The organism is Bacillus cereus group sp. MYBK79-1 (assembly GCF_051915365.1).
Lineage (GTDB): Bacteria > Bacillota > Bacilli > Bacillales > Bacillaceae_G > Bacillus_A.
The window spans coordinates 271,770-297,019 of the sequence record NZ_JBQAEO010000002.1; the positions used below are offsets into that span (position 1 = coordinate 271,770).

A 25,250-nucleotide genomic window follows, 5' to 3' on the forward strand; every position below is an offset into this window, starting at 1 on the left:
TGTACTAATCATACCATGTAATGGCTTGTTTTTGACCTAGTTTTTTTTAAAATTTCATGTTTCTTTCAATGCAATTGTAATCTTTCTCAATCTTCTGCTTGCTCCTCTACCTATCCTCAAATGATTGTAGTAGCAGGTTCCCTTTCATATGAGATGCGAAATAAATTTTGCGCACAAGTGGTGGTTCAATAGAAATTGCATGCACATTTCCTTGCTTTACCGCTTGCTCTACTGACATTTCTGGAAGTAACGTAATACCAAGTCCAGCACCGACCATCGCAAGCATCGGTTCTGCATAAGAAGTTTCAAATGCAATGATTGGTTTCGCACCTATCCCTTGAAACATATCCGTAATCATTTTCCTTACATCACAAATTTCTGGATATACGATTAACTTTTCATTTTGCAAATCTTCCATCCGGATTACTATTTTCTCTTTATAAAGATGATTACTTGAAACTACACAAACAATTTTTTCTTCTCGCATTTCTTTTATACACGTAGCGCCTTCTACTACTGAATCGACGAACATCGCTTCAATCTTCCGTTCTTTAAAGAGTCCCAGTAGTACTTTCGTATGCTCAATTTTCCATTCTACTTCGAATCCGTCACCTAATATATCTTTACATTTTGATATGTAATGCGCTGCTAAACTTGGCAATATGCCTATAGAAATTTTCCGCTTCTCTTGGAAATTCTTCATTTCGGCTTTCACTTCATGTATGTGTTCCAAAATGGGTAACATCCTTGTTATAAATAACTCTCCAGCCTTTGTTAACTCCACTCCTTGCGCGGAACGCTTGAGTAAAGTAACCTCTAAATCCGCTTCTAACCTTTGAATTTGCTTACTAAGCGCCGGTTGAGAAATATGTAACAGCTTACTCGCCTTTGATAAACTTCGCGTATTCTTCACTTCAAGAAACGATCGTACTGCCTCCAAATCCATCGTACACACCTCTAACAAAAAGTTATAACTGTCATAAAAAATCGATATTTCCTTCTATAAACAATTACTCTTTATACTTATTTCATCAACTTACTATAACGAAATGTAAAGGGGAAAGATACTCATGGACAAAAAACAAATGCTACTCGGATCCCTCCTATGCTTACTTGCCGTAACTGCTTGGGGATTTATGTTTCCTGTCATGGCAAATGCCCTGCAGTTTATCGATCCGTTCTTCTTCACAACTATCCGATACGGATCAGCAGCTATTATTTTTCTTATTTTTCTATTCATTACCGAAGGAAAAACTTCACTCCGCTTAGAAAAAAGAGCACTTTCGTTATTCTTTTACGGAACAGTCGGTTTCGCTGGATATGGTTTTCTCATTTTTTACGGCCAACAACTTGCCGGGCCTTCTGGGGCCATCCATGCTGCGATGATTCAATCTCTTATGCCGCTCATCGCTTTATTATTGCAGTGGATAACAAAAAATAAGCGCCCACAAAACTACACATTCCTTTGTATGTTCGTTGCATTGCTCGGTGTTATGCTTGTCATTTCAAAAGGAAATATTCACTTATTATTTGGAGCTGCCAGTCACCTCTCAACAAATATACTTATGCTATGCGGCGTTACTTGCTGGGTCATTTACACGAACGGCGGTGCTCGTTTTCAATCTTGGTCACCACTCAGGTATACGACGTTAACTTGTTTATTCGGCTCGATTTCACTCATCGTTATCGTCACTTTCTTCACTTACACAAACATCGTTACTATGCCGGCACTACGTACAATTATGAGCGTTCGTTTTGAACTCTTGTATATGTCGATTATTGCAGGTGTTATCGCTGTATTTTGCTGGAACACAGGAAATCGCTATATTTCATCTATTAACGGCATATTATTTATGAATTTAGTTCCTATACTTGCACTTATCGGTTCCATCTTTCGAGGTTATACAGTCGACAAAATTGAAATTGCCGGAGCCTCCTTAACAATTATCGCGCTATTATGCAACAATGTATGGCAAAGGAAAGCAAACACAAAAATCCCCACCTCAGTTCGTTAGGTGGGGATTTTTCACATATGAACAGCTCTTGGCAATTCATAGTACATATTGGTTGTACATAATGTTTGCTCCATCCATTGTTCAATTTCTTTCGTGTACATTTCTATGAAAAATGTCTCCGACGGAAAAGAATGCAGCACTTCTGATATATATTGTGGATATAAAAACGGCATATTTATCATGCCTTTTAATTGCGTCATAAACATTGTAAAAGATACCTTCTTAAACTCTCGTTTCATTTGTCCTTGCTTTATGATTTGCTCTATATAATATCTTTCTTTAGAAAAGTAAATGGTCATCACTTCGCGAATTAATGTCGTATCAAGTGAAAGCTCTCGGTAGAAGAAACGTGTCAGTTCCCTATTTTCAAATTGATATCGTAAAATCCCGCGCACCATTTGCACCATCACATCTTTAGCCGACAAATATTCTCTCTGTTCGAACGACATTTCAATCACATGAATATATCCTTCTAAAAAGTCAGTAATAAGCTGTTCTAATAAACCTTGCTTTCCAGCAAAATAATATGAAATATTCGCTACATTCACATCCGCTCGCTTTGCAATTTCTCGCACCGACGTTCCATCATAACCCTTCGTGTTAAACAACGATATTGCCGCATCAATTACTTTTTGTTTCGTCTGTTTCATGCGCTCACTTCCTCTCACTGAACAGCTATAGTGTAAATTTCTTGACTTTTAAGACAAATTCCTTTAATTTTCTATCGACAAAGTCATGTGAAATACATCGTATTTTGCTAATGTTTTACACATCTCGATAAAAAGGGAGTTGTTTCCATGTTTACAAAAGAAAGTTATGCAGGTTCTCGTGAAGAGCAATACGAGACAGTAATTAAACAACTGGATGCATTATTAACTGGCGAACCAAACGTAGTCGCAAACTTATCAAATGCGTCCGCATTATTAAATCAATTTTTAGATCGTGTGAATTGGGTTGGCTTTTATGTAACAGAAGGAAATCAGCTTGTTCTTGGACCTTTCCAAGGAATGCCGGCTTGCGTGCGCATTCCATTTGGACGAGGCGTTTGCGGCGTTGCAGCTGAAACGAAAACAACGCAGCTTGTAGCAGACGTTCACCAATTCCCAGGACATATCGCTTGCGATAGTGCTTCGAATTCAGAAATCGTTGTACCGATTGTGAAAGAAGAAACTGTCATTGGTGTACTTGATATTGATAGCCCTGAAAAAAATCGTTTTGATGAAGTAGATCAGCGCTATTTAGAAAAGTTTGTGGAAACACTCTTAAAACATATTTAAAAAAGAAAAGAGCGAGTTATCGATTGCGTACATCACGTACGAAACCGATAGCTAGCTCTTTTTTATTAATTACTAACAGTAGATATTTTCTTTAGTGCCTGTTCTAAATCAGAAACGATATCCTCCCATGATTCTAAACCGACAGATAAACGTATTAAATTATCGTAAATACCCATTTCTTGTCTTAGCTCAGCTGGAATTGCAGCGTGCGTCATCGTTGCTGGATGCTGAATTAACGTTTCTGTATCCCCTAAACTTACGGCAATTGTAATAAAGTGAAGGTCATTGATAAACGCTTGCGTCTCTTCTTTTCCGCCTTTTACTGAAAAAGAAACCACACCGCCGCCTCGTTTCATTTGGCGAGATGCTAACTCACCTTCTGGATACCAAACACCTTCTACTGCATCATGATTTTTCAGAAACGATACAATTTTTTCTGCATTATCACAATGACGGTCCATCCTTACCGCTAGTGTCTTTAATCCGCGTAACAATAACCACGCATCAAACGGCGCCATAATACCGCCGATATCTTTTCGCATCGGGCGAATTTTTTCGGCTAACGCTTTCGTTTTACAAATCGTTACACCCGCCACAACATCGCCATGACCGCCAATATATTTTGTCGCACTATGAACAACCGCGTCACAACCAAGCTCAAGCGGTCTTTGTAAATAAGGTGAACAAAACGTATTATCAACAACGACAAGTAATCCATTTCGCTTCGCAACCTGAATCACTTGTTTTAAATCGATTAATTTCATTGTTGGGTTAATCGGTGTCTCAACGAAAATAACCTTTGTATTTGGACGGATTTTATTTTCGACATCAGCCTCTGTCTCCATATCACAAAACGAATGCGTAATCATAAATTTCTCTTCTAACACTTCTAAAAAACCGTACGTGCACCCATATAATCCATTTGAACAAATAATATGATCTCCAGCTTTTAGAAAACCAATTAACGTTGCGGAAATAGCTGCCATACCGGATCCGAAAGCAAGCGCTTCTTCTCCTCCTTCTAACACCGCCATACGTTCTTCAAATAATTTTACAGTTGGATTTCCAAGCCTTGAGTAAATATAAGACGGATCCACTCCCGCAAAACTCGCCTCTCCTTGTTGCGCAGTCTCAAATGTAAATGTAGACGTCTGAAATAACGGTGGTGTTAAACTTCCTTTATGTTCCTCAGATGTATACCCGTGATGAATTAACGCTGTCTCCATATGCTTCTTTTTCATAAAAACATCCCCTTTTATGTTTTTACTGCCGCATATTCATCAAAAAAATTAATGAACATTTTTTACTACATTTTATGTAAGCGTTTTATTTGTGTTTCTATCACTTCTTTTATATCGTTTTAAATTCCTTCTTGTTCATTTCCAAAATTTATATGCATAAAACAAAAACGTACTCGCTTGACGAAACTCTGGGTAAAAGATATAATAGCGTTTGTGTAAAATAAAAAGGCAGCCTTGTAATGTGAGTTTATCGTTTGTATTTTGTTCCTCTACGGAGGTGTATCTCGTAACTCCCTGCTGCTGGAGCGAAGGTACATGAAAACAAAATGCCCGTAAATATCGATTACGTCTGTTTTTATTTTACGTAAATAAAAACATTTTTAAAGGAGGAGTCAACTATGGCTCGTTATACAGGTCCAGCTTGGAAACTGTCTCGTCGTCTTGGAATCTCTCTAAGCGGCACAGGAAAAGAATTAGAAAAACGCCCTTACGCACCAGGTCCTCACGGTCCTAACCAACGTAAGAAACTTTCAGAATACGGTTTACAATTACAAGAGAAACAAAAACTTCGTCACATGTACGGCATGACTGAGCGTCAATTCCGTCGCACATTTGACCAAGCAGGTAAAATGCCTGGTAAGCACGGCGAAAACTTCATGATCCTTCTTGAAGCTCGTCTTGACAACTTAGTTTACCGTATGGGCTTAGCTCGCACTCGTCGTGCAGCTCGCCAATTAGTAAACCACGGTCACATCACAGTTGATGGATCTCGCGTAGATATCCCATCTTACCGTGTAAAACCTGGTCAAACAATCAGCGTTCGCGAAAAATCTAACAGCCTTGTTGTTGTTAAAGAAGCGATCGAAGTTAACAACTTCGTACCAGAATACTTAACTTTCGATGCTGATAAATTAGAAGCTACTTACACTCGTCACGCTGAGCGTTCTGAGTTAGCAGCTGAAATCAACGAAGCATTAATCGTAGAGTTCTACTCTCGTTAATGACAAAAAGCCAATCCTCTGGATTGGCTTTTTTCGTTTATATATAAAATAAAATTATTTATTTTCCTCTTTCTGAACATATACATAAGCATCTTTCTGCTCTTTATGTACATCCACCTTCGAATTCTCTGCAAGCTGACCCGCGTTTAGCAAAGAAAAAATAATGAGCGCTTCTAGTGACATTTTGTTTTACCACTCCTTTCTAGTTGTTATACATTTATCATACCGCTTACATGTGATTTCCGTATGAACTCGAAAAGGAGATTACAACAAAAGGTTACAGGAATATGAATGCACGCTATAATAACCATTAAATAGGAGGTCGATTCATTTTGACAATAAATCAAATGGTTCAATTGGGTAGCGCATGTATGTTGTTTATTACTTCCGCGCTTATTAATTGGTATCAGGGGAGTAATTTGATAGATTATCCCGATGAGTGGAAATATAGCGCGAAGTTTACGAATTACTTTAAAGGCACCGTTTCAAATTACGAAGATATTTATCAAATTGATTTCTTTATATATGCGGCAAAGTTTTATCCAACAGCATTTATTGTTATGCTCATTAGCTTACTTTATATGATCGTATTAATTCTTCATATTCTATTTACAAGAACTCGTAAGGTAATCTAAATTCATACATAAAAACCCCGAATCATAAACTTTTCAGCCTACAATTCGGGGTACTATTTGTTTTATATTCGTTTCTAATTAGTAACGAATTAAGAAATATTTCTTTTTACCGCGGCGAATGATTGTGAATTTACCTTCGATGCGGTCGTTTTCTGTTACAACGTAGTCTAATGCTTGTGTACGCTCACCGTTTACGTAGATTGCGCCGTTCGTTACATCTTCACGTGCTTGACGTTTTGATGGAGAGATTTTGCTTTCTACAAGTAAGTCGATTAATACTGTATCTTCTGCAGTACGTTCTACAGATGGTACGTCTTTGAATCCTTGTTCGATTTCGCTTGCAGTCAGTTCTGCTACAGAACCGCTGAATAATGCAGCTGAAATTTTAATCGCTTGCTCTAATGCTTCTTCGCCGTGAACAAGTTTTGTCATTTCAGAACCTAATGCTTTTTGTGCTGCACGTTTTTCTGGTGCTTCAGCTACTTGCTTTTCAAGCTCAAGAATTTCTTCATGAGATAAGAATGTGAAGTATTTTAAGTATTTAACAACGTCGCGGTCATCTGTGTTAATCCAGAATTGGTAGAACTCGTAAGGAGTTGTTTTCTCTGGGTCTAACCAAATTGCGCCGCCTTCTGTTTTACCAAACTTCGTACCGTCTGATTTAGTAACTAGTGGAATTGTTAAACCGAATGCTTTCGCATCTTCTTCTGATTTACGGATTAATTCAAGACCAGCTGTAATGTTACCCCATTGGTCACTACCACCGATTTGCAAGCGGCAATTATGGTTTTGGTATAAGTTTAAGAAGTCGTATGATTGTAAAATCATATAACTAAACTCAGTGAATGAAATACCAGTATCTAAACGAGATGCTACTGTATCTTTTGCTAACATATAGTTTAAACCGAAGTTTTTACCGATATCGCGTAAGAATGAAATTACATCTAAGTTACCAAGCCAATCATAGTTATTAGCCATTGTTGCTGGGTTGTCCACGTTTTCGAACTCTAAGAAGTTTGAAAGTTGGTTTTTAATGCTTTCTGTGTAGTAAGCAACTGTATCTTTCGTATTTAATGTACGCTCTGCTTTTTTACCACTTGGGTCACCGATCATACCAGTACCACCGCCAACAAGTGCGATTGGTTGGTGACCAGCTAATTGGAAACGACGTAACATTAATACTGGTAACATATGACCGATGTGTAAGCTATCCGCTGTCGGATCGAAACCACAGTATAATTTAACGCTTTCTTTTTCTAATAATTGCTCAAGTCCCTCAGCATCTGTTTGCTGATTAATTAGACCGCGAAATTCAAGATCTTGTAAAATACTCATATCCTACATACTCTCCTTTAAGTTCATTACTGGCGTGAAGGTTGAAAACATAAAAAAATCGCCCCTTGAAATAAGGGACGATTTTGATTATCGCGTTACCACCCTAGTTGCAGGCAAAAAAAGCCTACCACCTTATTTACATAACGGCTTAGCACCGTCTTTTCCCTTTTGAATACCATTCAATCGAAAAAAGATGCTCTAGGGGCGTAATTCGCGATCATCTATGTGCTGATTTTCACCGGCCATCAGCTCTCTAAAACAGGGAAATGATCACTACTTCTCCCTTTCCACGCTCAATTATTCATATACTTTTCTTTATACCATCATTTATATAGGCGTGTCAAATAGAGGTGGGGTTTCTCTTCTTGCCAATCCTTTACAACGTCGCAAAGAGTATCGTAATAAGAGAAAGGATTGGAACCCCAACTAATAACGATACGTGAAACACAACCGATAAATCATTCCCAATCGTCGCCTCCACAGGATCTTTCGCTGGAGAACCGAGAAAGCCAATTAATCGATCGAAGCGACTTACCGTTTTTGGAAAATCCGGTATCTCTACATGGTCACTATCTAAATGTTGCTGTAATTTATATTCATTCTTAAAGGGATTTTCGCTCAATTTCATCCACCTCCAGCAATTGTTTCAATTTCTTTATTCCGTTATGGAGTCTCGATTTTACTGTTCCAATCGGAATGTTTAATATCTCAGCAATTTCTTTTTGCTGCATATCATGATAATAAGAAAGAATAAGGACAGCTCGTTGCTCTTCCGGAACTTTCAAAATCGCTTCTCTTACTGTGAGCCGTTCTTCGTGAGAGAATTCTTTTTCCTGAATCGGCACTAAAAATGGCAAAAGCGTACGCCACTTTTTTCTTCTATTTAATTTATTAATCATAAGACGATAACCAATTTGGAATAAATACGTTTTTATTTTTCCTTTTTCAGGTTCATACATATGTTTCTTTCGTTCTAGCATCAAAAACGTATCTTGCACAAGGTCTATACTTAATTGTTCATCTCGGTTAAATCGATACAAAAATGTATATAGCGCTGGTTTGATCAAAACATATAGTTTTTCTCCCGCCTGTTTATCTCCACTTTGATACGCAAGCATGAGTTCCTCCTCAATCCCAATCTGCGCCATGATTTTTGATCTCCTTTATTCCTTTTAACGTTAATGAAATGCGGGAAATTAAATAGCAACTTGCGACAATAATCCATACTTGTGATTGATTCGTAAAAAATTGAACATACGGGTTTTGTATTGTATGACCTGTTGAAACTAAAATATTTAATACCTGCACACATATGCATGCATACACTGCAAGACAAGCTGAAATCGTATCAAATACATTCCAGCGAAAATACACTTTTGTTTTTGTAAAATCAATTTTATATCCTTTTTTCCGTACTATATATTTTCTATCAAACGGAATAATGATCGAAAATATAACAATCATCATAACCCCAGCTGTAATCATTGATACTTTAAATCCGATTGGCATCGGTAATAGCAAACCACAAGAAAATACGACTATAATTCCAATTACAGCAAAAGTAAGAAGTAACTTATTAGACATATAAAAGCCTCCCTCATCTATTCTTTCATAAATGTATACAGACGAGAGGAAGGCACTTCGTTCAAATTTTATTTTATTTTTTTAATAATCTTCGCAGGATTTCCGCCAACTACTACATTGTCCGGCACATCTTTCGTTACGACGGCGCCAGATGCGATAACAGCATTATCTCCAATTGTTACACCAGGATTAATAATTGCTCTTCCGCCAATCCATACGTTATCGCCAATTGTAACTGGTTTTCCGTATTCTGATCCGCTTATTCGCTCTACTGGATCAAGCGGGTGTGTTGCTGTATAAATGTGAACTCCTGGAGCTAACATACAGTTCACTCCGATTGTCACCGGGCATACATCTAAAATGGTACAATCAAAGTTCGCGTAAAAATTTTCACCCACGTGAATGTTATAGCCGTAATCACATCTAAAAGAAGATTCAAGATGAATGCTATCTCCAGTCGTTCCGAATAGTTCTTTTACGATTTCGCTACGCTCTTTTAATTGTACTTCTGACGTTTCATTTAATTTTCTCGTTAATATACGAGCTTGCTCCCTCTCTTGAACTAAAACTGGATCAGCTGGTATGTACATTTCACCTAGTATCATCTTTTCTTTTTCTGTTTTCATTTCATTATCCCCCTTAACTTATATATACGAGTTTATAATAACATAAAAAAGGCCTGAACGTTATTTCGTTCAGACCTTCCTCTCTTAATCTTCCATCGTTGATAAGTCACCTGTTGGTAAGTTTAATTCCCACGCTTTTAATACGCGGCGCATAATTTTACCACTTCTCGTTTTCGGTAATTTATCTCTAAATTCAATTTGTCTTGGCGCTGCATGAGCTGCTAGGCCTTTCTTTACAAATTGACGAATTTCTTCTTTTAATTCATCAGATGGTTCGTATCCTGCTCGAAGCGCGATAAATGCTTTAATGATTTCTCCGCGCACTGGATCTGGAATACCAATTACACCAGCCTCTGCAACAGCAGCATGCTCGATGAGTTTGCTTTCTACTTCAAACGGACCAACTCGCTCACCTGACGTCATAATTACATCATCAATACGTCCTTGGAACCAGAAGTATCCATCTTCATCCATATAAGCAGAGTCACCTGATACGTACCAATCTCCTGGCATGAAATAAGACTCATACTTTTGCTTGTTATTCCAGATGCCACGCATCATCGCTGGCCAACCCTTACCAATTGCTAAGTTACCCATTGTATATGGAGGAACTTCATTTCCTTCATTATCAACAATCGCTGCTTTCACACCTGGAATTGGTTTACCCATTGAACCTGGACGAATTTCCATACAAGGGTAGTTACAAATAACTTGTCCACCTGTTTCTGTCATCCACCACGTATCATGAATACGAAGTCCAAATGCGCTCATACCCCAGCGAATTACTTCTGGATTTAACGGTTCACCAACGCTTAATACGTGGCGCACTTGTGATAAATCATATTTTTTAATTGCGTCTTGTCCAGCACCCATTAACATACGGAATGCTGTTGGCGCGCTATACCAAACTGTTACACCGTAATCTTGCAATGCTTCATACCACGCTTCTGGACTAAAGCGCCCGCCTAAAACAACATTTGATGCCCCAACTAACCACGGTGCGAAAATACCGTAAGCTGTTCCAGTTACCCAGCCTGGGTCAGCTGTGCACCAATATACATCGTCTTCTTTTAAATCTAATACCCATTTCGCCGTTTGATGGTGCTGCACCATTGCATTTTGCGCATGAAGCACACCTTTTGGCTTACCAGTAGAACCAGACGTGTAATGTAAAATTAAACCGTCTTCACGACCTAACCATTCAATATGTAATTCTTTTGAAGCTTGTTCAAATAAAGGATTGAACGCTACCGTTTTACCGCCTTCTTCTACATTATCTCCAACAAGGAAGACTGTTTTTAAAGCAGGTAAATCATTTAATGGTACGCGCTCTAACAATTCAGGCGTTGTAATTAACACCTTTGCTTCGCTATCTTCTAAACGATCGCGAACAGCGCCTTCCATAAATGCTTCAAATAGTGGACCAACGATTGCCCCTAATTTCACTGCACCAAGAAGTGCGAAATATAATTCTGGAGAACGCGGCATAAAAATAAAAACGCGATCGCCTTTTTCTACATCGCCATAATTTTTCAGGACGTTTCCTGCTTTATTAGAAAAATCCTTCATTTCCTTAAATGTATACTTCTCTTTTCGCGATCCATCTTGATAATAAAGGGCTACTTTATTTTTACGATCGGATTTCGCATGCTTGTCAATTGCCTCATACGCCATATTTACTCGGCCTGTCTCATTCCAAGTAAAGTTTTTATTAACCTCTTCCCAGTTAAAATTCGCGTATGCCTCATCATAATTCGGCAAATTATTTTCTCCTTTAATGACAGGAAGCGTTTCTACTTTCATACTTTACATCCCCCTCCTATGTATTCTATTATCTATTATAATAACATTATTTAAAATTTTCAGTATATTTGTTGATTTTTAGACAAATTTTTAATGACAAATTTCGATTCACATCGCATATATTATAAAGTACGATATTAATAGATTCACAAACCCTCAAGGTGGTGAGCAATACATTGATTCATAAAAAAATATATAATGCCAGAAACTTGAAAACAGCGAAAGGCACTTTAATTATTGAAGGGCCTGTCTCTACACATAACTTAGAAATGTATGAATTTCATCCAGATTTAGTTGCGTTTCGTCCTGCCGAGCAGCAATATAAAGCAATTGTCGAAATTTCTAAATTACCAGAAGCTCGTCTCATTATTGCGAGACATGACCAAACGATTGTTGGATATGTTACATACTTGTATCCTGATCCACTTGAACGATGGTCAGAAGGAAAAATGGAAAACTTAATTGAACTCGGGGCGATTGAAGTTGTCCCTGCCTTCCGCGGTTGCGCTGTCGGAAAGAACTTACTAGAAGTTTCAATGATGGATGATTATATGGAAGATTACATTATATTGACAACCGAATATTATTGGCACTGGGATTTAAAACAAACAGGCTTAAATGTTTGGGAGTACCGAAAAGTAATGGAAAAGATGATGAATGCTGGTGGCTTACAATGGATGGCTACAGATGATCCTGAAATTTGTTCGCATCCCGCTAACTGTTTAATGGTCCGCATCGGTAAACGCGTTGATACGGATTCTATTCAAGCATTTGATCGTCTACGTTTTCACAATCGTTTTATGTATTAATAAAGGGGGGCAACTGGAATGATTGTAGAAGAAATTATGAATCAAGATGTAGTGACACTACATCCAAACGATACAATCGAAACAGCAATCCGAACGATACGCACGAAAGGCATTCGGCACATTCCAATTGTCGATCAAAATAATCATGTCGTAGGCATTATTTCTGATCGGGATGTAAGAGATGCAAGTCCGTCTATTTTAGATGAACAAGTTTCACTCGATATGCTGAAGCAACCACTTGAACTTATTATGAAACATCCTGTAATGACTTGCCATCCTCTCGATTTCGTTGAGGAAATTGCTACTTTATTTTTTGAAAATAAAATTGGCTGTCTTCCTGTTACAAAGGCTGGAAAGTTAGTTGGAATCATTTCTGAATCTACTGTGCTGCACACGTTAGTGAAATTAACAGGAGCACATCAACCGAGTTCACAAATTGAAATTCAAGTAAAAAACGAACCTGGTATTCTCGGAAAAGTCGTTGCCATTTTTAGTGAATTACAAATCAATATCGTGAGCGTTCTCGTCTATCCAGCAAAAGATGAGAATGATAAAGTACTCGTTTTCCGCATTCAAACGATGAATCCGCTAAAAGTGATTGATGCACTTGAAGCAGAAGGCTACCGCGTATTATGGCCGAACATTATGGGGATGCAAGCATGAGTAGCGCGTTTATTTATTCGGATGACTTTCGGGGCTATTCGTTTAGCCCTGATCATCCTTTTAACCAACTGCGCGTCACACTTACGTATGATTTATTACAAAAGGGTGGTTTCATCTCTCCTTCTCAAATCATCTCACCACGGATGGCTACAGATGAAGAGATCGCCTACGTTCATACAGAGGAATACATAAATGCGGTAAAACGTGCTGGAGAAGGTAATTTAGAAAAATCAATTGCGATGACATATGGACTTGGAACAGAAGATACACCGATGTTTCCAAATATGCATGAAGCAAGCGCATTACTCGTTGGTGGTACATTAACGGCTGTCGATGCTGTTCTTTCCGGGAAAGTAAAACACGCGCTTAATTTGGGCGGCGGCTTACATCACGGATTCCGCGGCAAGGCATCTGGCTTTTGTATTTATAACGATAGTTCCATCGCAATGAAATATATTCAGAAGAAATACGGTTTACGTGTTTTATATATTGATACAGATGCTCATCACGGTGATGGTGTACAGTGGTCTTTTTACGACGATCCTAACGTATGCACTATTTCCCTACATGAAACCGGTCGTTATTTATTTCCTGGAACTGGCGCTGTAAATGAACGCGGACAAGGGAATGGCTATAGTTACTCTTTTAATGTTCCACTCGATGCTTTTACAGAAGACGAATCGTTCTTAGATTCTTATCGAACTGTCGTAAAAGAAGTTGCCGCATACTTTAAACCGGATATTATTTTAACGCAAAATGGCGCTGACGCACATTATTACGACCCACTTACACACCTTTGCGCAACGATGAATATTTACCGTGAAATACCGAAGCTCGCTCGTGAAATCGCTAATAAATATTGCGACGGTCGCTGGATCGCTGTCGGCGGTGGTGGCTATGACCACTGGCGCGTCGTCCCAAGAGCTTGGGCACTCATTTGGCTCGAAATGAACAACATCCAAAACATCTCAGGTTATCTCCCTCCAGAATGGATTGACGCTTGGAAAGGACAAGCTGAAACAGAACTTCCCCTCACATGGGAAGACCCAGACAACATGTACAAACCTATCCCCCGCAAACCAGAAATTGAAGAAAAGAATGCATTAACTGTAACAAAATCCCTTGAAATTATTCGGAATAATATGACAAAATCTTTGTACTAAACGAAAAGGAGGCTCGTTTTTGAATAGCCTCCTTTTATTTATAGTTTGTATTGTCGACTTCTGTCGGTAAGTCGATATATTTTGAGAATCGCTGATATATTTTACTTCACAATTAATCGGTCCAACCTTTATGAGAAAAGGCGTGATATTATGTGGAAGCAACAAATGATCTCCACAAAACGTGGCACATTTGAACTCTTTACAAAAGGAAATGGCAAACCACTTTGTATTACACATCACTATTCACAATTTAATGAAACTGGTGATTACTTTGCTGATGTTTTCACTTCTACGCATCGTGTATTTCTTATTAATTTACGAGATGCTGGTAACTCGACAAAAGCCCATTCAGAAAAAGAATTAATTATGATTGAAACAATTCACGATTTAGAAGCTATACGAGAAGCTTTACAACTTCCAACATGGCACTTCGCGGGTCATTCAACAGGTGGTATGCTTGGACTTTTATATGCAATTACATATCCAAATTCCTTACAATCATTAGTCGTGGCCGGAGCTGCAGCAAGTAACTATACCGAAACATCATTTTGCATTTATAACCGCGAACATCCACAGTTTCATTATATGCAACAACTCATCGAAAACTTAAAAAACCCTCACCTTACAAGTGAAGAACGGAAAGAAATATCTACTAAGAGAACAAAATTATCATTGTATAAACCCGAAAACTACAACTCTTATTTTTGTAAACCAATCCAAAAAGCAATGTCCGCTAGCCGGATGAACGCTTTCGCCAATGAATATCCGTCATTTGATTTAAGAGAAAATTTACCTTCCATCCAAACAAAGACTCTCATTATATGCGGAAGACATGATGTACAGTGCCCAATTCAGTATTCTATCGAGATGCATAATGGTATACGTAATTCTATCTTCATTCCATTTGAGAACAGCAACCATTATCCTTTTTTAGAAGAAGCTGCTCATTTTACTTCTACTACTCAGACATTTTATAAAGTGAAACTTTAATCAGTGGGGGTCTTACTTCCCGTTAAATGCGGGATAAATCGTTACACTAGTACCGTTATTATTAAGGAAAGCTCATAGTCTCTATAAGACTATAAGCTTTTTTCAAAAAAATATTTCACGCTAAAAACAGCAAGAAGAATACAAAAATCATTAAACCTACATCAATGAATATCGACTTTTTATCTCCTTCTTTTATACTCATCATAAAATTAGAAATTATTTTAATTCCAAAAAAGACCATCATAAATAACCCACCGAAATGATTATTTGTAGGGTCTTCATCATAAAACATTTGTATTGCACCAATAATTAATAAGATAAGTATGATATTAGTTCCAATCTTTAAAGCCTTGTTTGATTTATTATCTTTTAATGTATCCCCCAAAATGTAGCACGCCCTCTCATGCTCTCCTATGTTTTATCTCTCTTTATATTTTAACATAAATTACCTATTATTTCCTTTTCGTTCAAATAACATAAAAAACCTGCCAATTACTCGGCAGGTACATTACACGTTAAAGCGATAACCAGCTCCCCATACTGTTTCAATATATTGCGGGTGAGCAGGATCTCTTTCAATTTTTTCACGCAGCTTTCTAATGTGAACAACGACAGTAGCTAAATCGCCAGCTGAGTCTAGTCCCCAAATGCGTTCAAATAACTGTTCTTTATTTAATACTTGGTTTGGATGCGTTACAAAGAATGTTAATAAATCAAATTCCTTCGTTGTAAACGCGATTTCTTCATTATTTATAAAAACTTTTCTCGCTCGCTGATCAATAGAAATTCCGTGAATGTATAGCGTATCGCGTTGCTTACTCACATTTCCTGATAATCTTTCATAACGAGAAATATGCGCTTTTACTCTTGCGACTAATTCACTCGGGCTAAACGGTTTCGTTATATAATCATCCGCCCCTAAACCGAGTCCGCGAATTTTATCTATATCTTCCTTCTTTGCTGAAACAAGTAAAATCGGAATATCTTTGATAGCACGTATTTGTTTACAAATTTCAAAACCGTTCATTTTCGGAAGCATAATATCTAAAATAATTAAATCATAGTCTTCCTGAAGAGCCATTTGTAGACCTATTTCTCCTGAATGTTCTACATCCACTTGAAAATCACTAATTTCTAAATAATCTCGCTGTAATTCTGCAATACTTACTTCGTCTTCTACTAGTAAAATTCTTTTCATTCTACTCACCACATTCCTGTACTTTTTTCAATGAGAAGAAAATACTTGTACCTTCCCCAAGCTTACTTTCCGCCCAAATTTCCCCGCCATGCTCTTCAATAATTTGCTTCGCTATCGCTAAACCAAGTCCACTTCCACCTGTGCTAGAATTTCGCGATTGCTCTGCACGATAAAACCGCTCAAATATATACGGCAGCGTATCCGCTTCTATACCTGATCCAGTGTCCATCACTTTTACAATGACTGTATTGTTATCACTTAATACTGTTACAGTAATTTTCTTCTCTTCTTTATCCATGTATTTCACACTATTATGAATTAAATTGGATATAACTCTATTTATCTTTTCGCAGTCGGCCGTTACATATAGTGGTGATGAATGTAATTGTAAGTAAACTTCTATACCTTCCTCACTTAAATCCATTTGCATCTCTTCTAATAATTCCTGCATAAACACGTTTAATTCTATCGTTTCAAACTGAAAGGGAACTCGATTCAAATCTAGCTTCGAAAACAAAAAGAGCTCATCAATAAGTGTATCCATATGTTTTGCCTTCGTATGAATCGTTGTTAAATACTTATCCATTTTTTCCGGCGTATTTGCGACTCCATCTTTTATTCCTTCCACATATCCGATAATAGATGTAATCGGTGTTTTTAAATCATGAGATATGTTTGAAATGAGCTCTTTTCGATTTTCTTCATACTGTGTTTGCACTTCAATCGATTCTTTTAATTTCTTTCTCATTTCCTCAAACCCTTGATTTAATTGCCCGATTTCATCATGGGATGTAACTGGAATTTGAAAATCTAAATCCCCTTCTTTAATTCTCCCAGTCGCATCTTTCAATACAAAGATTGGTTTTATTACACTTCTTGAGACTAAATAACTTAATAGTCCTATAAGTAAAACGGCTAGCAGTAAAAGCGCTCCGAACAAAATCGGAAATAACTTTTGTGTAAGATCGACAAATGAACTTTGCCTTTTTAGTACAAATATACTCCCTTCTTCATCCCCTGGAAAATAAAAATCAAATTTTACATATCGATAAAATGTATCGCCTAGTTCTGTTGTACCACGGCTATTAATATTGGCTGATTCAAATTTCGGAAGGGCTTCTTTTAAAGATACACTTTCAAATACTTTTGTAGCATAAGAAATGGTTTCTCCCTTTCTTACAACTATTTTCACACCTTCTTTTTCAAGTGACGAAACGAACGATTCATCTAATAGTTGTGATTGATTTTTCTTTGCCGCTAATTTCAATTCAATATACGTATTCTCTTCTTCTGGCGTAAGCGGCTTTTGAATATAGGAACTTTTATAGAAATTTTTCACTGATTCCAAGTCTCCTGTTATGGAAAAAACAATTAAAAATCCCGCGACTAATATGAGCGTGATGGAAACGAGAATAACAGCGATATAAGAGAATAAAAATCTTGTTTTAATAGACATATGTTACATCCTCACTTTAACAAACCTTGTTATTCATAAGCATAAAAATATATGTTCAAATACTCAAGCGATTTTATAGTAATTTTAGCTTCAGTTTATCAAAATTTAATGTTCTTATTTTACAGTTGAAATGAGGAGGTTGAAATTCCATGTTTAAAAAAACATTAAGCATGATCTGTTGCGTAATTTTTTTGCAAGGATGCTCGCAAGAACAAGAAGTTAAAAAGGAGATGACAAACATGGAGACAGCGCTACTAGCAGCTACTGAGAAACAAGAAACAAATACTGTTATATCGTTACTCAAAAAAGGGGCTAACATAAATATAAAAGACAATAAAGGACGTACTCCTCTTATGATTGCTACATACAAAAATGATGTAAAAACCGCAAAAGCGCTTATCGAAGCTGGTGCTGACGTAAACATCCAAGATGATATGAAAAATAATCCCTTTCTATACGCCGGTGCTGAAGGTTACTTGGATATTTTAAAACTAACGATTGATGCTGGTGCAGATTCAGCGCTTACGAATCGTTACGGCGGAACAGCCCTTATCCCCGCTTCAGAACATGGCTATATCGATGTTATTAAAGAACTCCTTACGCGAACAACTATTGATGTTAACCATGTAAATAATCTCGGATGGACTGCTTTAATGGAAGCGATCGTACTAAGTAACGGAAACGAAACACAACAACAAGCCATCCGTCTTCTTATTGAGCACGGTGCAGATGTAACTATTCCAGACAACGATGGTGTTACCCCGTTAGAGCATGCGCGCGCTCATAACTTTGAAGAGATAGAGAAGATTTTGTTAGAAGGGCGTAAATAAAAAAGCTAATCTTTGCCTTCCTCCCCCGCCCTATGCTACATTTAACCCGTTACATCAATATTAATAGGGTGGGAATAAACATGAACAAACCTAAAATTGGGATGATTGGACTTGGCAGTATTGCACAAAAGGCCTATCTTCCAACACTTACAAAAGAAACAGATTGGAATTTTGTAGGAGCGTTTACACCTAACGTTGAGAAAAGAAAACAATTGTGCCAGCAATACCGCATTCAAGATTTTCATTCTATTGAAACGTTAGCTTCAGAATGCGATGCAATCTTCGTTCATAGTTCAACTGCTACACATTATGAAATCGTTTCTGAACTTCTGAAAAAAGGAATCGACGTTTATGTTGATAAGCCGCTAGCAGCTACAGTAGAACAAGCTGAGAAACTAGTCGAGTTGAGCGAAAAGCATAACCGAAAATTAATGGTCGGATTTAATCGCCGATTCGTTCCTATGTATGTTGCGGCAAAAGAGCAAGCTCACAATATTTCATGGGTTCGAATTGAAAAGCACCGTACAAATAAAGTTGGGCCATATACGTATGACTTTACTATGTTAGATGATTACTTACATATTGTAGATACTGCTCGCTGGTTAGCTAACGATGACCTTAACGTCGTTCATAATATGATGCAAACTAATGAAAAAAATGAACTTCTTTACGGACATCATACATATACAACGCCAAGTGGACTGTTGCTTTCTACTGCAATGCATCGCCATGCGGGTACAAATTTAGAACAAATTGAACTTGTAACAACAGGGAAAATCATTCGCGTAAAAAATATGAACACATTTGAAGTTGAGCAGGAAAATTCCGTTTCTCAAATTGGTTCACCATCATGGGATACAACGTTAAAACAGCGCGGCTTTGAAGATGCTGTTCATCATTTTATCGAATGTGTACATGGAGATACAAAGCCTGTTGTAGATGGATTAGAAGGATTAAAAACACAACAACTGCTGCAATCTTTACTGGACGATGCAAATAAAAAGTAAAACGGATACATTTTTCAGAATTTACTTTCATTCCCATTTCCTCTTTATTTCTCTCACAAATTTCTATAGAATATGTTGATAGGAATTATAAATTTCATATTGAATCGTGGAAAGGATGGGATTAACACATGTGGAACGAGTTTAAAAAATTCGCATTCAAAGGGAATGTAATCGATTTAGCTGTCGGGGTTGTAATCGGTGCTGCATTCGGTAAAATCGTTAGTTCTTTAGTAAAAGATATTATCACACCATTACTTGGTATGGTATTAGGTGGCGTTAACTTTACAGATTTAAAAATTACATTCGGTAAATCATCTATTATGTATGGTAACTTCATCCAAACTATTTTTGACTTCTTAATTATTGCAGCTGCTATCTTTATGTTCGTTAAAGTATTCAACAAACTAACATCTAAAAGGGAAGAAGAAGAAAAGAAAGAAGAACTTCCAGAACCAACAAAAGAAGAAGAACTTCTTAGCGAAATTCGCGACTTATTAAAACAACAAAATTCTTCTAAAGATAGAGCATAATTGAACGGATAAAAAGGCATGTCCCTCGGGACATGCCTTTTCTATATGCTATAACGTTTCCGAATTCATATGAATAAATAAAATAATACCAGCAACCATAAGTACCATGACACTACCTGCAAATAGTGTAATACCGATAAACATTAAACTCGTGCTCATGTCCACTGATACACTTTCAATAAAAATAGAAATTACATACGTGATAAGGGCAATTCCTGCAAGAATACTTCCTGGAACTAATCGCTTTAAGCCATTTTGTTTTAACGTCATATATGCAAAAATAGCAGTCATACAAAGCGTAATTATCCAAAGAACGATCATCTCTTCTCCCCCCTCACAAGCCTTTTCTTTCTATTATACATGACATTGCCCTATAATAGTTAAATTTGCACTTATGTGACATATAACAAGGAATCACTCCCACAATAGCGAAAACATTACAACATACACTTACACAATAAAGAGGCTTTCATTTGGAATACACTACCACATATAATTTGGAACTAACTGAACGATTTGATTACGTTACGATTGACTTAGAAAAACAATTTTTTTATATCGAAGTTATAAATTTACAAAGCAATACAGCTGTACTAAAAATATCAATCAACTTGGAAAAAGATGAAACGATGGTAGAGGGAAATATAGTTCAGTACGATACTTTTCACATAGAAGCATTATTACAAGGATTGAAATATACCGCTCAAACATGTATTGAACACAATTTAAGAAACCAAAGGGAACTGTTCGCATTTTTAGAAGAAAACTAGCTCCAAAAATGGTTATTTTTTCTATTAATTGATATAATTATCATATACAAATATTTTTCATGAGGGAGTGTTCATAATGATTTGGATTTCACTAATCGCATTAGCCTATTTCATCATTCTCGTCCCAATACAGTATAACTATATTAAGATGCTCAAAACAAAACAGAAAAAAATGAACATGTCACAAACCGAACTATACGACAACATGTCTTATGAAGAATCCCAAATACACTATCATTATCAAAGTAACGTATTTACAATACCTGCTTCACTTGTCGCAAGTATTATTTATAGAGTGAAACATGCAGCATAATATGTACGCTGTAAAGTTATTGTTTGAATCTGTTCATTCTGGTGAGCCTGATCCTACGAAAATTGATGAGCATTATGAAGAGAATCACGATACACTTTTTGAAGAAAGTATTATTCTTGTTAAAGCAAAAAGTTTAGAAGAAGCTCATGAACTAGGTGAAAAAATCGCTATGCAATCTGAAGAATCGTACGACAATGTGTACGGCGAGCAAGTCACATGGACGTTCCGGAAAGTGTTGCATGTGTTTGAATTAGACGATACACCATTTGAAACAGGAAAAGAATTGTACGCAAGATTTTTACATGTTAAGAAAAATGAAACGGTAGATACAGTCGTACAAAAATACTATCCTGAATACGAATAAAAGCTCACAGCAATCGCTGTGAGCTTTTTTATACTTACTTCGTTGAATCTCTAAATTGGATACGGTGAGGTAAGATAACAGTGTGATCTTCCACTTTCTCTTTGTTCATATACTTTGTTAATAGACGCATTGCTACTGCACCGATATCGTACATTGGTTGTACAACTGTTGAAAGCTGCGGGCGTACCATTAATGCAAGGCGTGTATTATCGAAACCAAGTACTTCTACATCCGTTGGTACGTTTAATCCAGCGTCTTGTGCTGCATGGATTACACCTAGTGCCATTTCGTCAGAAGATACGAAGATCGCTGTTGGCTTGCCATCAAGGCTCCAAAGCTTTTCAAATGCTTCGATACCTGAATCATATGTGTAATCTCCATCGATTACAAGATTTTCATCATATGAAATACCTGCTTCTTCTAGAGCTTTTTTATAACCTTGTAACTTCTTCGCACTTCCTGCTTTATCAATGAAAGGACCAGAGACGAAACCGATACGCTTATGTCCTTGCTCAATAAAGTGCTTCATTGCGTCGTAAGCTGCTTGTGTATAATCAATATTTACTGAAGGCGTTTCATTTTGCTCATCAAATGAAGCTGCTAATACGATTGGTACTGGAGACTTTTTGAATTCTTCAATGTGAATGTCTGTAATATCTTCACCCATGAAAACAATTCCGTCTACTTGCTTTCCAAGCATCGTATTTAATAAATGGAACTCTTTCTCTTTGTTTTGGTCAGAGTTACTTAAAATGATGTTATATTTGTACATTGTTGCGATATCTTCAATTCCACGAGCAAGTTCTGCATAAAACGTATTTGAGATATCAGGAATAATAACACCTACTGTAGTTGTCTTCTTACTTGCTAGTCCACGTGCTACCGCATTTGGGCGGTATCCTAAACGATCAATTGCTTCTAATACTTTCTTTCTTGTTGTAGGCTTTACATTTGGGTTACCGTTCACAACGCGTGATACGGTAGCCATTGAAACGTTCGCTTCGCGCGCTACATCATATATTGTTACGTTCATCTCATCGCACACTCCTTCTATTTTTGTTATCTATTTTTATGTATCGGTTACTTGAATGAAAAAAAGACATCAACTCTATTTGCAGATGCCACCAATCGTCCCGAGTTCTTCCTTTTACTAATGATACGATAAAAACGCAGGCTCATACAATATTTTCCCGCAAAAGTTTCGAAAAAATTCGCTTCTTTTCTCGTATTTTCGTATTTTTTATGAAAAAAAGGGCATTTTTTGTAAAAATATAGATATTTCATAAGTAGGAACTGTATATTAAGCCGTACGTTAGTATATGAAATTTATATCGGCGATTTTTCAAATATATCAACCACAACTCAAATTATATCAGCGATTTTCCAAATATATCGACTTACCGACAGAAACCGACAATGGTAGTCATTTGATATGCTAGATCTGGAGGTGCGCGGCGCCCTGTAGAATGCGTTATATCAAGAACGACAGGGATAACTATATTTCATCCTTTAAAATTGGCACAGCGTAAATATGACGCGCTCTTTCCCATCGTACATTTTCACTTACAATATAAAAAAAGACAGTTTAAACACTGTCTTTTTTTACAAGAAGGAAACAAACGGTTTATCGCTGTTTTTCTCTTTTATAATAATTGCCTCGATTTTACTCTCGGACTTGATCTGCAATTGTACTTTCGCATCTTTAGGTAATTTTTCTAGCATACTTTGAGCAGCCATTTGGGTAAGGGCCATTAATTCTGTTTTACCGTTATATTTAATAACAATATTCATATTTAATGCATCCATTTGATTTTTCTTATAAGACACTTTAGCATTTACTGGGATAAAATCTCCAGGCGAAAACTCTTTCATTGCCTTAGCGAAGTCAGTTATTTTTGTATTATCTTCTCCATGCGCTTTTGTAAATTCATCAGAAGGATATGAATACGCTTGCTCATCGATTGTACTCCAATTTCCAAGATTCGTATCATTCTTTTGAACGGTAGCACTAGCAATATATGTACCATTTTTCAAAGAACTCGTACTTTCTTGCTTAAAGATAGCAAACGTAATTGGAGATTTGTTATACTTGTCATTTTTATTAATAGCGTCTATAAGTTGTCCAGCAACTTCAGTACCTTTAGACATTGCTTCTTCATTTGATACAGTTGACGACATTGCTAACCCGATCACAACGCCAGATAAACTTAATTCATTTGAATTCTGCTTCCCGAAATAGTCTTGTTCTATAATATTTGTCAAAACTGGCGCTTCTACTTTCGCGACTAGCTCATCAATTAACTTCTCCGGAATATACTGATTTAATTGTAGTACATGATTTTCTGTATCAAATTGCTCTTTTGCAATACTCATTAAACCATTTTCATACTCTGCTAAATCTAATTTAGAATTTGTTTTTATATTGGCTGTATTTATAACCTTTTGTTCTTTTAAAGGAATTACAGTTCTATAATAATCTTTCGAAACAGCAGTTCTCGGAATCATGCTTTTTTCTTTCGTATCTTTCTGTATAACTTCATCCTTCTTACTAATCGTATCATTACTACAAGCTCCTAGTAATAAACTTACGACCGCGAAGGATAATGCCATTTTCTTCATTACTTAAAACCTACTTTCAACAATCTAGTTATTTAATTTGAACTAATAACAGTGTACCATTAAATATATTTCAACAAAAACAAAAAAAAGAAGCAAGCACCTTTAGCTTGCTTCTTTTTACTTAATATTCTCTTCTAAAGCGTCTTTTTTAATGTTCCAATGAGACGTATTCCATACTACCATCCCATCTTTTATGTATAACACTTGCGGAGATTCATGTTTCATGCTGTACTGTTCTGCAACACGATTTGAAACATCTCTCGCGTCTTGTACATATAAATAATACGCTGGTACTGCTCTTTCTTCACTGCAATACGCTTGAAATTCTGTATAGGCACCATGACTAATCGGGCATGTCGTACTATGTTTAAAAAGAACATAAGGTTCGTTTTTTTCTACTAATACTTCAAGCTCTTCAATTGTTTCAACTTTTGTCATATTCATCACGATTCACCTCTCATACGAAGTCTAGAGCGCTTCTCTTTCTTTTCAGCTTTTTTCTCAAGTCTTTCTAATTTACGCTCTTCTTTTTCAACCTTTTTCTCTTGTCTTGACGCACGATAATGGTTGTATACTTCAATTGCTGCGCTACTCCACTGTACAACTTGCGCTACTTTATCCGCATTATTTTCAATTTCGTCCGTAACAGACTCTGATACATTACGAAGTTTCGTATTTAAAGAATGGATTGTCGTTCCAATTCCATCTACACCTGATACTACTTTATTTAACGATTGTGACTTCTGTTGAATGTCATCAGCTAACGCATTTGTTTTATGTAATAATTGCTCCGTCTCTACGCTAATCCCTTGCATTTGCTTTTCTAAACCTTCTAACGTGCTTGCAACGTTTTCTAACGTCTTCTGAACCGATAACAACGTTCTGCATACATACACTACTAATACAGCGAAAGCAACCGCGATAATAGCCGCACTTACATATAAAAGAACTTGCATTTCATCACTTCCTTTATCTTTTTCTTACTTTCTCCTATTATACAATCATTTTCCGTTTCGTTCTA

General features: G+C 36.8%; 32 protein-coding genes and 1 other annotated feature. Of the genes, 14 read left to right on the forward strand and 18 right to left on the reverse strand.

Annotated features, from left to right (window positions below):
• Nucleotides 1-106: 106 nt before the first annotated feature.
• Nucleotides 107-946, reverse strand: coding sequence for a LysR family transcriptional regulator (locus ACTFOB_RS06105; RefSeq protein ID WP_440025023.1), 840 nt, complete (start codon nucleotides 944-946; stop codon nucleotides 107-109).
• Between the two features lie 124 nt (nucleotides 947-1,070).
• On the opposite strand from ACTFOB_RS06105, the gene ACTFOB_RS06110 reads away from it, so the two are divergent.
• A complete protein-coding gene (locus ACTFOB_RS06110) occupies nucleotides 1,071-2,015 on the forward strand; it encodes a DMT family transporter (RefSeq protein WP_440025024.1) in 945 nt (314 codons plus the stop codon).
• Between the two features lie 11 nt (nucleotides 2,016-2,026).
• Here ACTFOB_RS06110 and refZ read toward each other — a convergent pair whose 3' ends face one another.
• Nucleotides 2,027-2,665 (reverse strand): forespore capture DNA-binding protein RefZ, encoded by a 639-nt coding sequence (gene refZ, locus ACTFOB_RS06115; protein WP_440025025.1) that lies wholly within the window; start codon nucleotides 2,663-2,665, stop codon nucleotides 2,027-2,029.
• 147 nt (nucleotides 2,666-2,812) lie between these two features.
• Between refZ and ACTFOB_RS06120 the strand changes: the two genes are divergently transcribed.
• The gene (locus ACTFOB_RS06120) at nucleotides 2,813-3,292 is read left to right on the forward strand and encodes a GAF domain-containing protein (protein ID WP_087982424.1); all 480 of its coding nucleotides are present in this window, start codon (nucleotides 2,813-2,815) and stop codon (nucleotides 3,290-3,292) included.
• Between the two features lie 65 nt (nucleotides 3,293-3,357).
• On the opposite strand, the gene megL is transcribed toward ACTFOB_RS06120, so the two are convergent.
• Nucleotides 3,358-4,533, reverse strand: a complete 1,176-nt coding sequence (megL, locus tag ACTFOB_RS06125; protein ID WP_440025027.1) for a methionine gamma-lyase — start codon at nucleotides 4,531-4,533, stop codon at nucleotides 3,358-3,360.
• 398 nt (nucleotides 4,534-4,931) lie between these two features.
• On the opposite strand from megL, the gene rpsD reads away from it, so the two are divergent.
• Nucleotides 4,932-5,534, forward strand: a complete 603-nt coding sequence (rpsD, locus tag ACTFOB_RS06130) for a 30S ribosomal protein S4 (protein WP_000135322.1) — start codon at nucleotides 4,932-4,934, stop codon at nucleotides 5,532-5,534.
• A gap of 54 nt (nucleotides 5,535-5,588) precedes the next feature.
• Here rpsD and ACTFOB_RS06135 read toward each other — a convergent pair whose 3' ends face one another.
• Nucleotides 5,589-5,717: a hypothetical protein gene (locus ACTFOB_RS06135; RefSeq protein WP_000050944.1), complete on the reverse strand. Its 129-nt coding sequence runs from the start codon at nucleotides 5,715-5,717 to the stop codon at nucleotides 5,589-5,591.
• Between the two features lie 149 nt (nucleotides 5,718-5,866).
• Between ACTFOB_RS06135 and ACTFOB_RS06140 the strand changes: the two genes are divergently transcribed.
• Nucleotides 5,867-6,169 carry a YjdJ family protein gene (locus tag ACTFOB_RS06140; RefSeq protein WP_440025028.1) on the forward strand — a complete coding sequence of 101 codons (303 nt, stop codon included), beginning with the start codon at nucleotides 5,867-5,869 and terminating at the stop codon, nucleotides 6,167-6,169.
• Between the two features lie 78 nt (nucleotides 6,170-6,247).
• Here ACTFOB_RS06140 and tyrS read toward each other — a convergent pair whose 3' ends face one another.
• The 6 genes from tyrS to acsA form a co-directional block, all read right to left on the reverse strand.
• Nucleotides 6,248-7,504, reverse strand: coding sequence for a tyrosine--tRNA ligase (gene tyrS / locus ACTFOB_RS06145; protein ID WP_440025029.1), 1,257 nt, complete (start codon nucleotides 7,502-7,504; stop codon nucleotides 6,248-6,250).
• Nucleotides 7,505-7,574: 70 nt separating this feature from the next.
• Nucleotides 7,575-7,803 (reverse strand) — a binding site (T-box leader).
• Between the two features lie 77 nt (nucleotides 7,804-7,880).
• Nucleotides 7,881-8,126: a hypothetical protein gene (locus ACTFOB_RS06150; RefSeq protein ID WP_088048001.1), complete on the reverse strand. Its 246-nt coding sequence runs from the start codon at nucleotides 8,124-8,126 to the stop codon at nucleotides 7,881-7,883.
• The gene (locus tag ACTFOB_RS06155; protein WP_440025030.1) at nucleotides 8,107-8,652 is read right to left on the reverse strand and encodes an RNA polymerase sigma factor; all 546 of its coding nucleotides are present in this window, start codon (nucleotides 8,650-8,652) and stop codon (nucleotides 8,107-8,109) included. The genes ACTFOB_RS06150 and ACTFOB_RS06155 overlap by 20 nt, the downstream gene beginning before the upstream one ends.
• Nucleotides 8,633-9,088 carry a hypothetical protein gene (locus tag ACTFOB_RS06160; RefSeq protein WP_440025031.1) on the reverse strand — a complete coding sequence of 152 codons (456 nt, stop codon included), beginning with the start codon at nucleotides 9,086-9,088 and terminating at the stop codon, nucleotides 8,633-8,635. Before ACTFOB_RS06160 ends, ACTFOB_RS06155 begins: the two co-directional genes overlap by 20 nt.
• A gap of 68 nt (nucleotides 9,089-9,156) precedes the next feature.
• Entirely contained in the window at nucleotides 9,157-9,714 is a 558-nt protein-coding gene (locus tag ACTFOB_RS06165) for a maltose acetyltransferase domain-containing protein (RefSeq protein ID WP_440025033.1), read from the reverse strand.
• An 84-nt stretch (nucleotides 9,715-9,798) separates the two neighbouring features.
• A complete protein-coding gene (gene acsA / locus ACTFOB_RS06170; protein ID WP_151633213.1) occupies nucleotides 9,799-11,517 on the reverse strand; it encodes an acetate--CoA ligase in 1,719 nt (572 codons plus the stop codon).
• 176 nt (nucleotides 11,518-11,693) lie between these two features.
• On the opposite strand from acsA, the gene acuA reads away from it, so the two are divergent.
• From acuA to ACTFOB_RS06190, 4 genes are all read left to right on the forward strand, one after another.
• Entirely contained in the window at nucleotides 11,694-12,326 is a 633-nt protein-coding gene (gene acuA, locus ACTFOB_RS06175) for an acetoin utilization protein acetyltransferase AcuA (protein WP_000581396.1), read from the forward strand.
• Nucleotides 12,327-12,344: 18 nt separating this feature from the next.
• Nucleotides 12,345-12,989 (forward strand): acetoin utilization AcuB family protein, encoded by a 645-nt coding sequence (locus tag ACTFOB_RS06180; RefSeq protein ID WP_000634568.1) that lies wholly within the window; start codon nucleotides 12,345-12,347, stop codon nucleotides 12,987-12,989.
• On the forward strand, nucleotides 12,986-14,152 hold the full coding sequence (acuC, locus tag ACTFOB_RS06185; RefSeq protein WP_440025034.1) for an acetoin utilization protein AcuC: 1,167 nt from the start codon (nucleotides 12,986-12,988) through the stop codon (nucleotides 14,150-14,152). Before ACTFOB_RS06180 ends, acuC begins: the two co-directional genes overlap by 4 nt.
• Before the next feature lie 150 nt (nucleotides 14,153-14,302).
• Nucleotides 14,303-15,142 (forward strand): alpha/beta fold hydrolase, encoded by an 840-nt coding sequence (locus tag ACTFOB_RS06190; protein WP_440025036.1) that lies wholly within the window; start codon nucleotides 14,303-14,305, stop codon nucleotides 15,140-15,142.
• A gap of 115 nt (nucleotides 15,143-15,257) precedes the next feature.
• Here the strand turns inward: ACTFOB_RS06190 and ACTFOB_RS06195 are convergent, their stop codons facing one another.
• The 3 genes from ACTFOB_RS06195 to ACTFOB_RS06205 all read right to left on the reverse strand — a co-directional run bounded on the left by ACTFOB_RS06195 (nucleotide 15,258) and on the right by ACTFOB_RS06205 (nucleotide 17,796).
• On the reverse strand, nucleotides 15,258-15,527 hold the full coding sequence (locus tag ACTFOB_RS06195; RefSeq protein ID WP_440025037.1) for a hypothetical protein: 270 nt from the start codon (nucleotides 15,525-15,527) through the stop codon (nucleotides 15,258-15,260).
• Nucleotides 15,528-15,650: 123 nt separating this feature from the next.
• Nucleotides 15,651-16,340, reverse strand: coding sequence for a response regulator transcription factor (locus tag ACTFOB_RS06200; protein WP_440025039.1), 690 nt, complete (start codon nucleotides 16,338-16,340; stop codon nucleotides 15,651-15,653).
• Between the two features lies 1 nt (nucleotide 16,341).
• Complete coding sequence (locus ACTFOB_RS06205; RefSeq protein ID WP_440025040.1) at nucleotides 16,342-17,796, reverse strand: sensor histidine kinase; 1,455 nt, start codon at nucleotides 17,794-17,796, stop codon at nucleotides 16,342-16,344.
• Between the two features lie 149 nt (nucleotides 17,797-17,945).
• Between ACTFOB_RS06205 and ACTFOB_RS06210 the strand changes: the two genes are divergently transcribed.
• From ACTFOB_RS06210 to mscL, 3 genes are all read left to right on the forward strand, one after another.
• Complete coding sequence (locus ACTFOB_RS06210) at nucleotides 17,946-18,626, forward strand: ankyrin repeat domain-containing protein (protein ID WP_440025041.1); 681 nt, start codon at nucleotides 17,946-17,948, stop codon at nucleotides 18,624-18,626.
• A gap of 80 nt (nucleotides 18,627-18,706) precedes the next feature.
• Nucleotides 18,707-19,633 (forward strand): Gfo/Idh/MocA family protein, encoded by a 927-nt coding sequence (locus ACTFOB_RS06215; protein WP_440025042.1) that lies wholly within the window; start codon nucleotides 18,707-18,709, stop codon nucleotides 19,631-19,633.
• A gap of 128 nt (nucleotides 19,634-19,761) precedes the next feature.
• Nucleotides 19,762-20,163, forward strand: coding sequence for a large-conductance mechanosensitive channel protein MscL (gene mscL / locus ACTFOB_RS06220; RefSeq protein WP_151633761.1), 402 nt, complete (start codon nucleotides 19,762-19,764; stop codon nucleotides 20,161-20,163).
• Between the two features lie 48 nt (nucleotides 20,164-20,211).
• On the opposite strand, the gene ACTFOB_RS06225 is transcribed toward mscL, so the two are convergent.
• Nucleotides 20,212-20,484, reverse strand: a complete 273-nt coding sequence (locus ACTFOB_RS06225; RefSeq protein WP_048531801.1) for a DUF3917 domain-containing protein — start codon at nucleotides 20,482-20,484, stop codon at nucleotides 20,212-20,214.
• A gap of 152 nt (nucleotides 20,485-20,636) precedes the next feature.
• Here ACTFOB_RS06225 and dhp61 point away from each other — a divergent pair, with 152 nt between their 5' ends.
• The 3 genes from dhp61 (at nucleotide 20,637) to ACTFOB_RS06240 (ending at nucleotide 21,610) form a co-directional block, all read left to right on the forward strand.
• Nucleotides 20,637-20,933, forward strand: a complete 297-nt coding sequence (dhp61, locus tag ACTFOB_RS06230; RefSeq protein ID WP_440025044.1) for a protein Dhp61 — start codon at nucleotides 20,637-20,639, stop codon at nucleotides 20,931-20,933.
• Between the two features lie 76 nt (nucleotides 20,934-21,009).
• Nucleotides 21,010-21,246 carry a DUF3949 domain-containing protein gene (locus ACTFOB_RS06235; RefSeq protein ID WP_440025045.1) on the forward strand — a complete coding sequence of 79 codons (237 nt, stop codon included), beginning with the start codon at nucleotides 21,010-21,012 and terminating at the stop codon, nucleotides 21,244-21,246.
• A gap of 1 nt (nucleotide 21,247) precedes the next feature.
• Nucleotides 21,248-21,610: a DUF4288 domain-containing protein gene (locus ACTFOB_RS06240; RefSeq protein WP_440025102.1), complete on the forward strand. Its 363-nt coding sequence runs from the start codon at nucleotides 21,248-21,250 to the stop codon at nucleotides 21,608-21,610.
• 34 nt (nucleotides 21,611-21,644) lie between these two features.
• Here ACTFOB_RS06240 and ccpA read toward each other — a convergent pair whose 3' ends face one another.
• The 4 genes from ccpA to ACTFOB_RS06260 form a co-directional block, all read right to left on the reverse strand.
• Entirely contained in the window at nucleotides 21,645-22,643 is a 999-nt protein-coding gene (gene ccpA / locus ACTFOB_RS06245) for a catabolite control protein A (RefSeq protein WP_060632566.1), read from the reverse strand.
• 569 nt (nucleotides 22,644-23,212) lie between these two features.
• A complete protein-coding gene (locus ACTFOB_RS06250) occupies nucleotides 23,213-24,229 on the reverse strand; it encodes a CamS family sex pheromone protein (protein ID WP_440025046.1) in 1,017 nt (338 codons plus the stop codon).
• Between the two features lie 117 nt (nucleotides 24,230-24,346).
• Nucleotides 24,347-24,673 (reverse strand): bacillithiol system redox-active protein YtxJ, encoded by a 327-nt coding sequence (ytxJ, locus tag ACTFOB_RS06255; protein ID WP_063222461.1) that lies wholly within the window; start codon nucleotides 24,671-24,673, stop codon nucleotides 24,347-24,349.
• Nucleotides 24,673-25,185 (reverse strand): DUF948 domain-containing protein, encoded by a 513-nt coding sequence (locus ACTFOB_RS06260; protein WP_048531826.1) that lies wholly within the window; start codon nucleotides 25,183-25,185, stop codon nucleotides 24,673-24,675. The genes ytxJ and ACTFOB_RS06260 overlap by 1 nt, the downstream gene beginning before the upstream one ends.
• Between the last annotated feature and the right edge of the window lie 65 nt (nucleotides 25,186-25,250).

Bases quoted from the DNA above. Each gene is read 5' to 3' on its own strand.
- ACTFOB_RS06105 (WP_440025023.1), bottom strand. From the start codon at position 946: ATGGATTTGGAGGCAGTACGATCGTTTCTTGAAGTGAAGAATACGCGA.
- ACTFOB_RS06235 (WP_440025045.1), top strand. From the start codon at position 21,010: ATGATTTGGATTTCACTAATCGCATTAGCCTATTTCATCATTCTCGTC.
- ACTFOB_RS06110 (WP_440025024.1), top strand. From the start codon at position 1,071: ATGGACAAAAAACAAATGCTACTCGGATCCCTCCTATGCTTACTTGCC.
- megL (WP_440025027.1), bottom strand. From the start codon at position 4,533: ATGAAAAAGAAGCATATGGAGACAGCGTTAATTCATCACGGGTATACA.
- ACTFOB_RS06215 (WP_440025042.1), top strand. From the start codon at position 18,707: ATGAACAAACCTAAAATTGGGATGATTGGACTTGGCAGTATTGCACAA.
- ACTFOB_RS06240 (WP_440025102.1), top strand. From the start codon at position 21,248: ATGTACGCTGTAAAGTTATTGTTTGAATCTGTTCATTCTGGTGAGCCT.
- ACTFOB_RS06135 (WP_000050944.1), bottom strand. From the start codon at position 5,717: ATGTCACTAGAAGCGCTCATTATTTTTTCTTTGCTAAACGCGGGTCAG.
- ACTFOB_RS06210 (WP_440025041.1), top strand. From the start codon at position 17,946: ATGTTTAAAAAAACATTAAGCATGATCTGTTGCGTAATTTTTTTGCAA.
- ytxJ (WP_063222461.1), bottom strand. From the start codon at position 24,673: ATGAATATGACAAAAGTTGAAACAATTGAAGAGCTTGAAGTATTAGTA.
- ACTFOB_RS06200 (WP_440025039.1), bottom strand. From the start codon at position 16,340: ATGAAAAGAATTTTACTAGTAGAAGACGAAGTAAGTATTGCAGAATTA.
- refZ (WP_440025025.1), bottom strand. From the start codon at position 2,665: ATGAAACAGACGAAACAAAAAGTAATTGATGCGGCAATATCGTTGTTT.
- acsA (WP_151633213.1), bottom strand. From the start codon at position 11,517: ATGAAAGTAGAAACGCTTCCTGTCATTAAAGGAGAAAATAATTTGCCG.
- ACTFOB_RS06180 (WP_000634568.1), top strand. From the start codon at position 12,345: ATGATTGTAGAAGAAATTATGAATCAAGATGTAGTGACACTACATCCA.
- tyrS (WP_440025029.1), bottom strand. From the start codon at position 7,504: ATGAGTATTTTACAAGATCTTGAATTTCGCGGTCTAATTAATCAGCAA.
- ACTFOB_RS06205 (WP_440025040.1), bottom strand. From the start codon at position 17,796: ATGTCTATTAAAACAAGATTTTTATTCTCTTATATCGCTGTTATTCTC.
- ACTFOB_RS06160 (WP_440025031.1), bottom strand. From the start codon at position 9,088: ATGTCTAATAAGTTACTTCTTACTTTTGCTGTAATTGGAATTATAGTC.
- ACTFOB_RS06155 (WP_440025030.1), bottom strand. From the start codon at position 8,652: ATGGCGCAGATTGGGATTGAGGAGGAACTCATGCTTGCGTATCAAAGT.
- ACTFOB_RS06225 (WP_048531801.1), bottom strand. From the start codon at position 20,484: ATGATCGTTCTTTGGATAATTACGCTTTGTATGACTGCTATTTTTGCA.
- ACTFOB_RS06250 (WP_440025046.1), bottom strand. From the start codon at position 24,229: ATGAAGAAAATGGCATTATCCTTCGCGGTCGTAAGTTTATTACTAGGA.
- ACTFOB_RS06165 (WP_440025033.1), bottom strand. From the start codon at position 9,714: ATGAAAACAGAAAAAGAAAAGATGATACTAGGTGAAATGTACATACCA.
- rpsD (WP_000135322.1), top strand. From the start codon at position 4,932: ATGGCTCGTTATACAGGTCCAGCTTGGAAACTGTCTCGTCGTCTTGGA.
- ACTFOB_RS06190 (WP_440025036.1), top strand. From the start codon at position 14,303: ATGTGGAAGCAACAAATGATCTCCACAAAACGTGGCACATTTGAACTC.
- ACTFOB_RS06260 (WP_048531826.1), bottom strand. From the start codon at position 25,185: ATGCAAGTTCTTTTATATGTAAGTGCGGCTATTATCGCGGTTGCTTTC.
- mscL (WP_151633761.1), top strand. From the start codon at position 19,762: ATGTGGAACGAGTTTAAAAAATTCGCATTCAAAGGGAATGTAATCGAT.
- ACTFOB_RS06120 (WP_087982424.1), top strand. From the start codon at position 2,813: ATGTTTACAAAAGAAAGTTATGCAGGTTCTCGTGAAGAGCAATACGAG.
- ccpA (WP_060632566.1), bottom strand. From the start codon at position 22,643: ATGAACGTAACAATATATGATGTAGCGCGCGAAGCGAACGTTTCAATG.
- acuC (WP_440025034.1), top strand. From the start codon at position 12,986: ATGAGTAGCGCGTTTATTTATTCGGATGACTTTCGGGGCTATTCGTTT.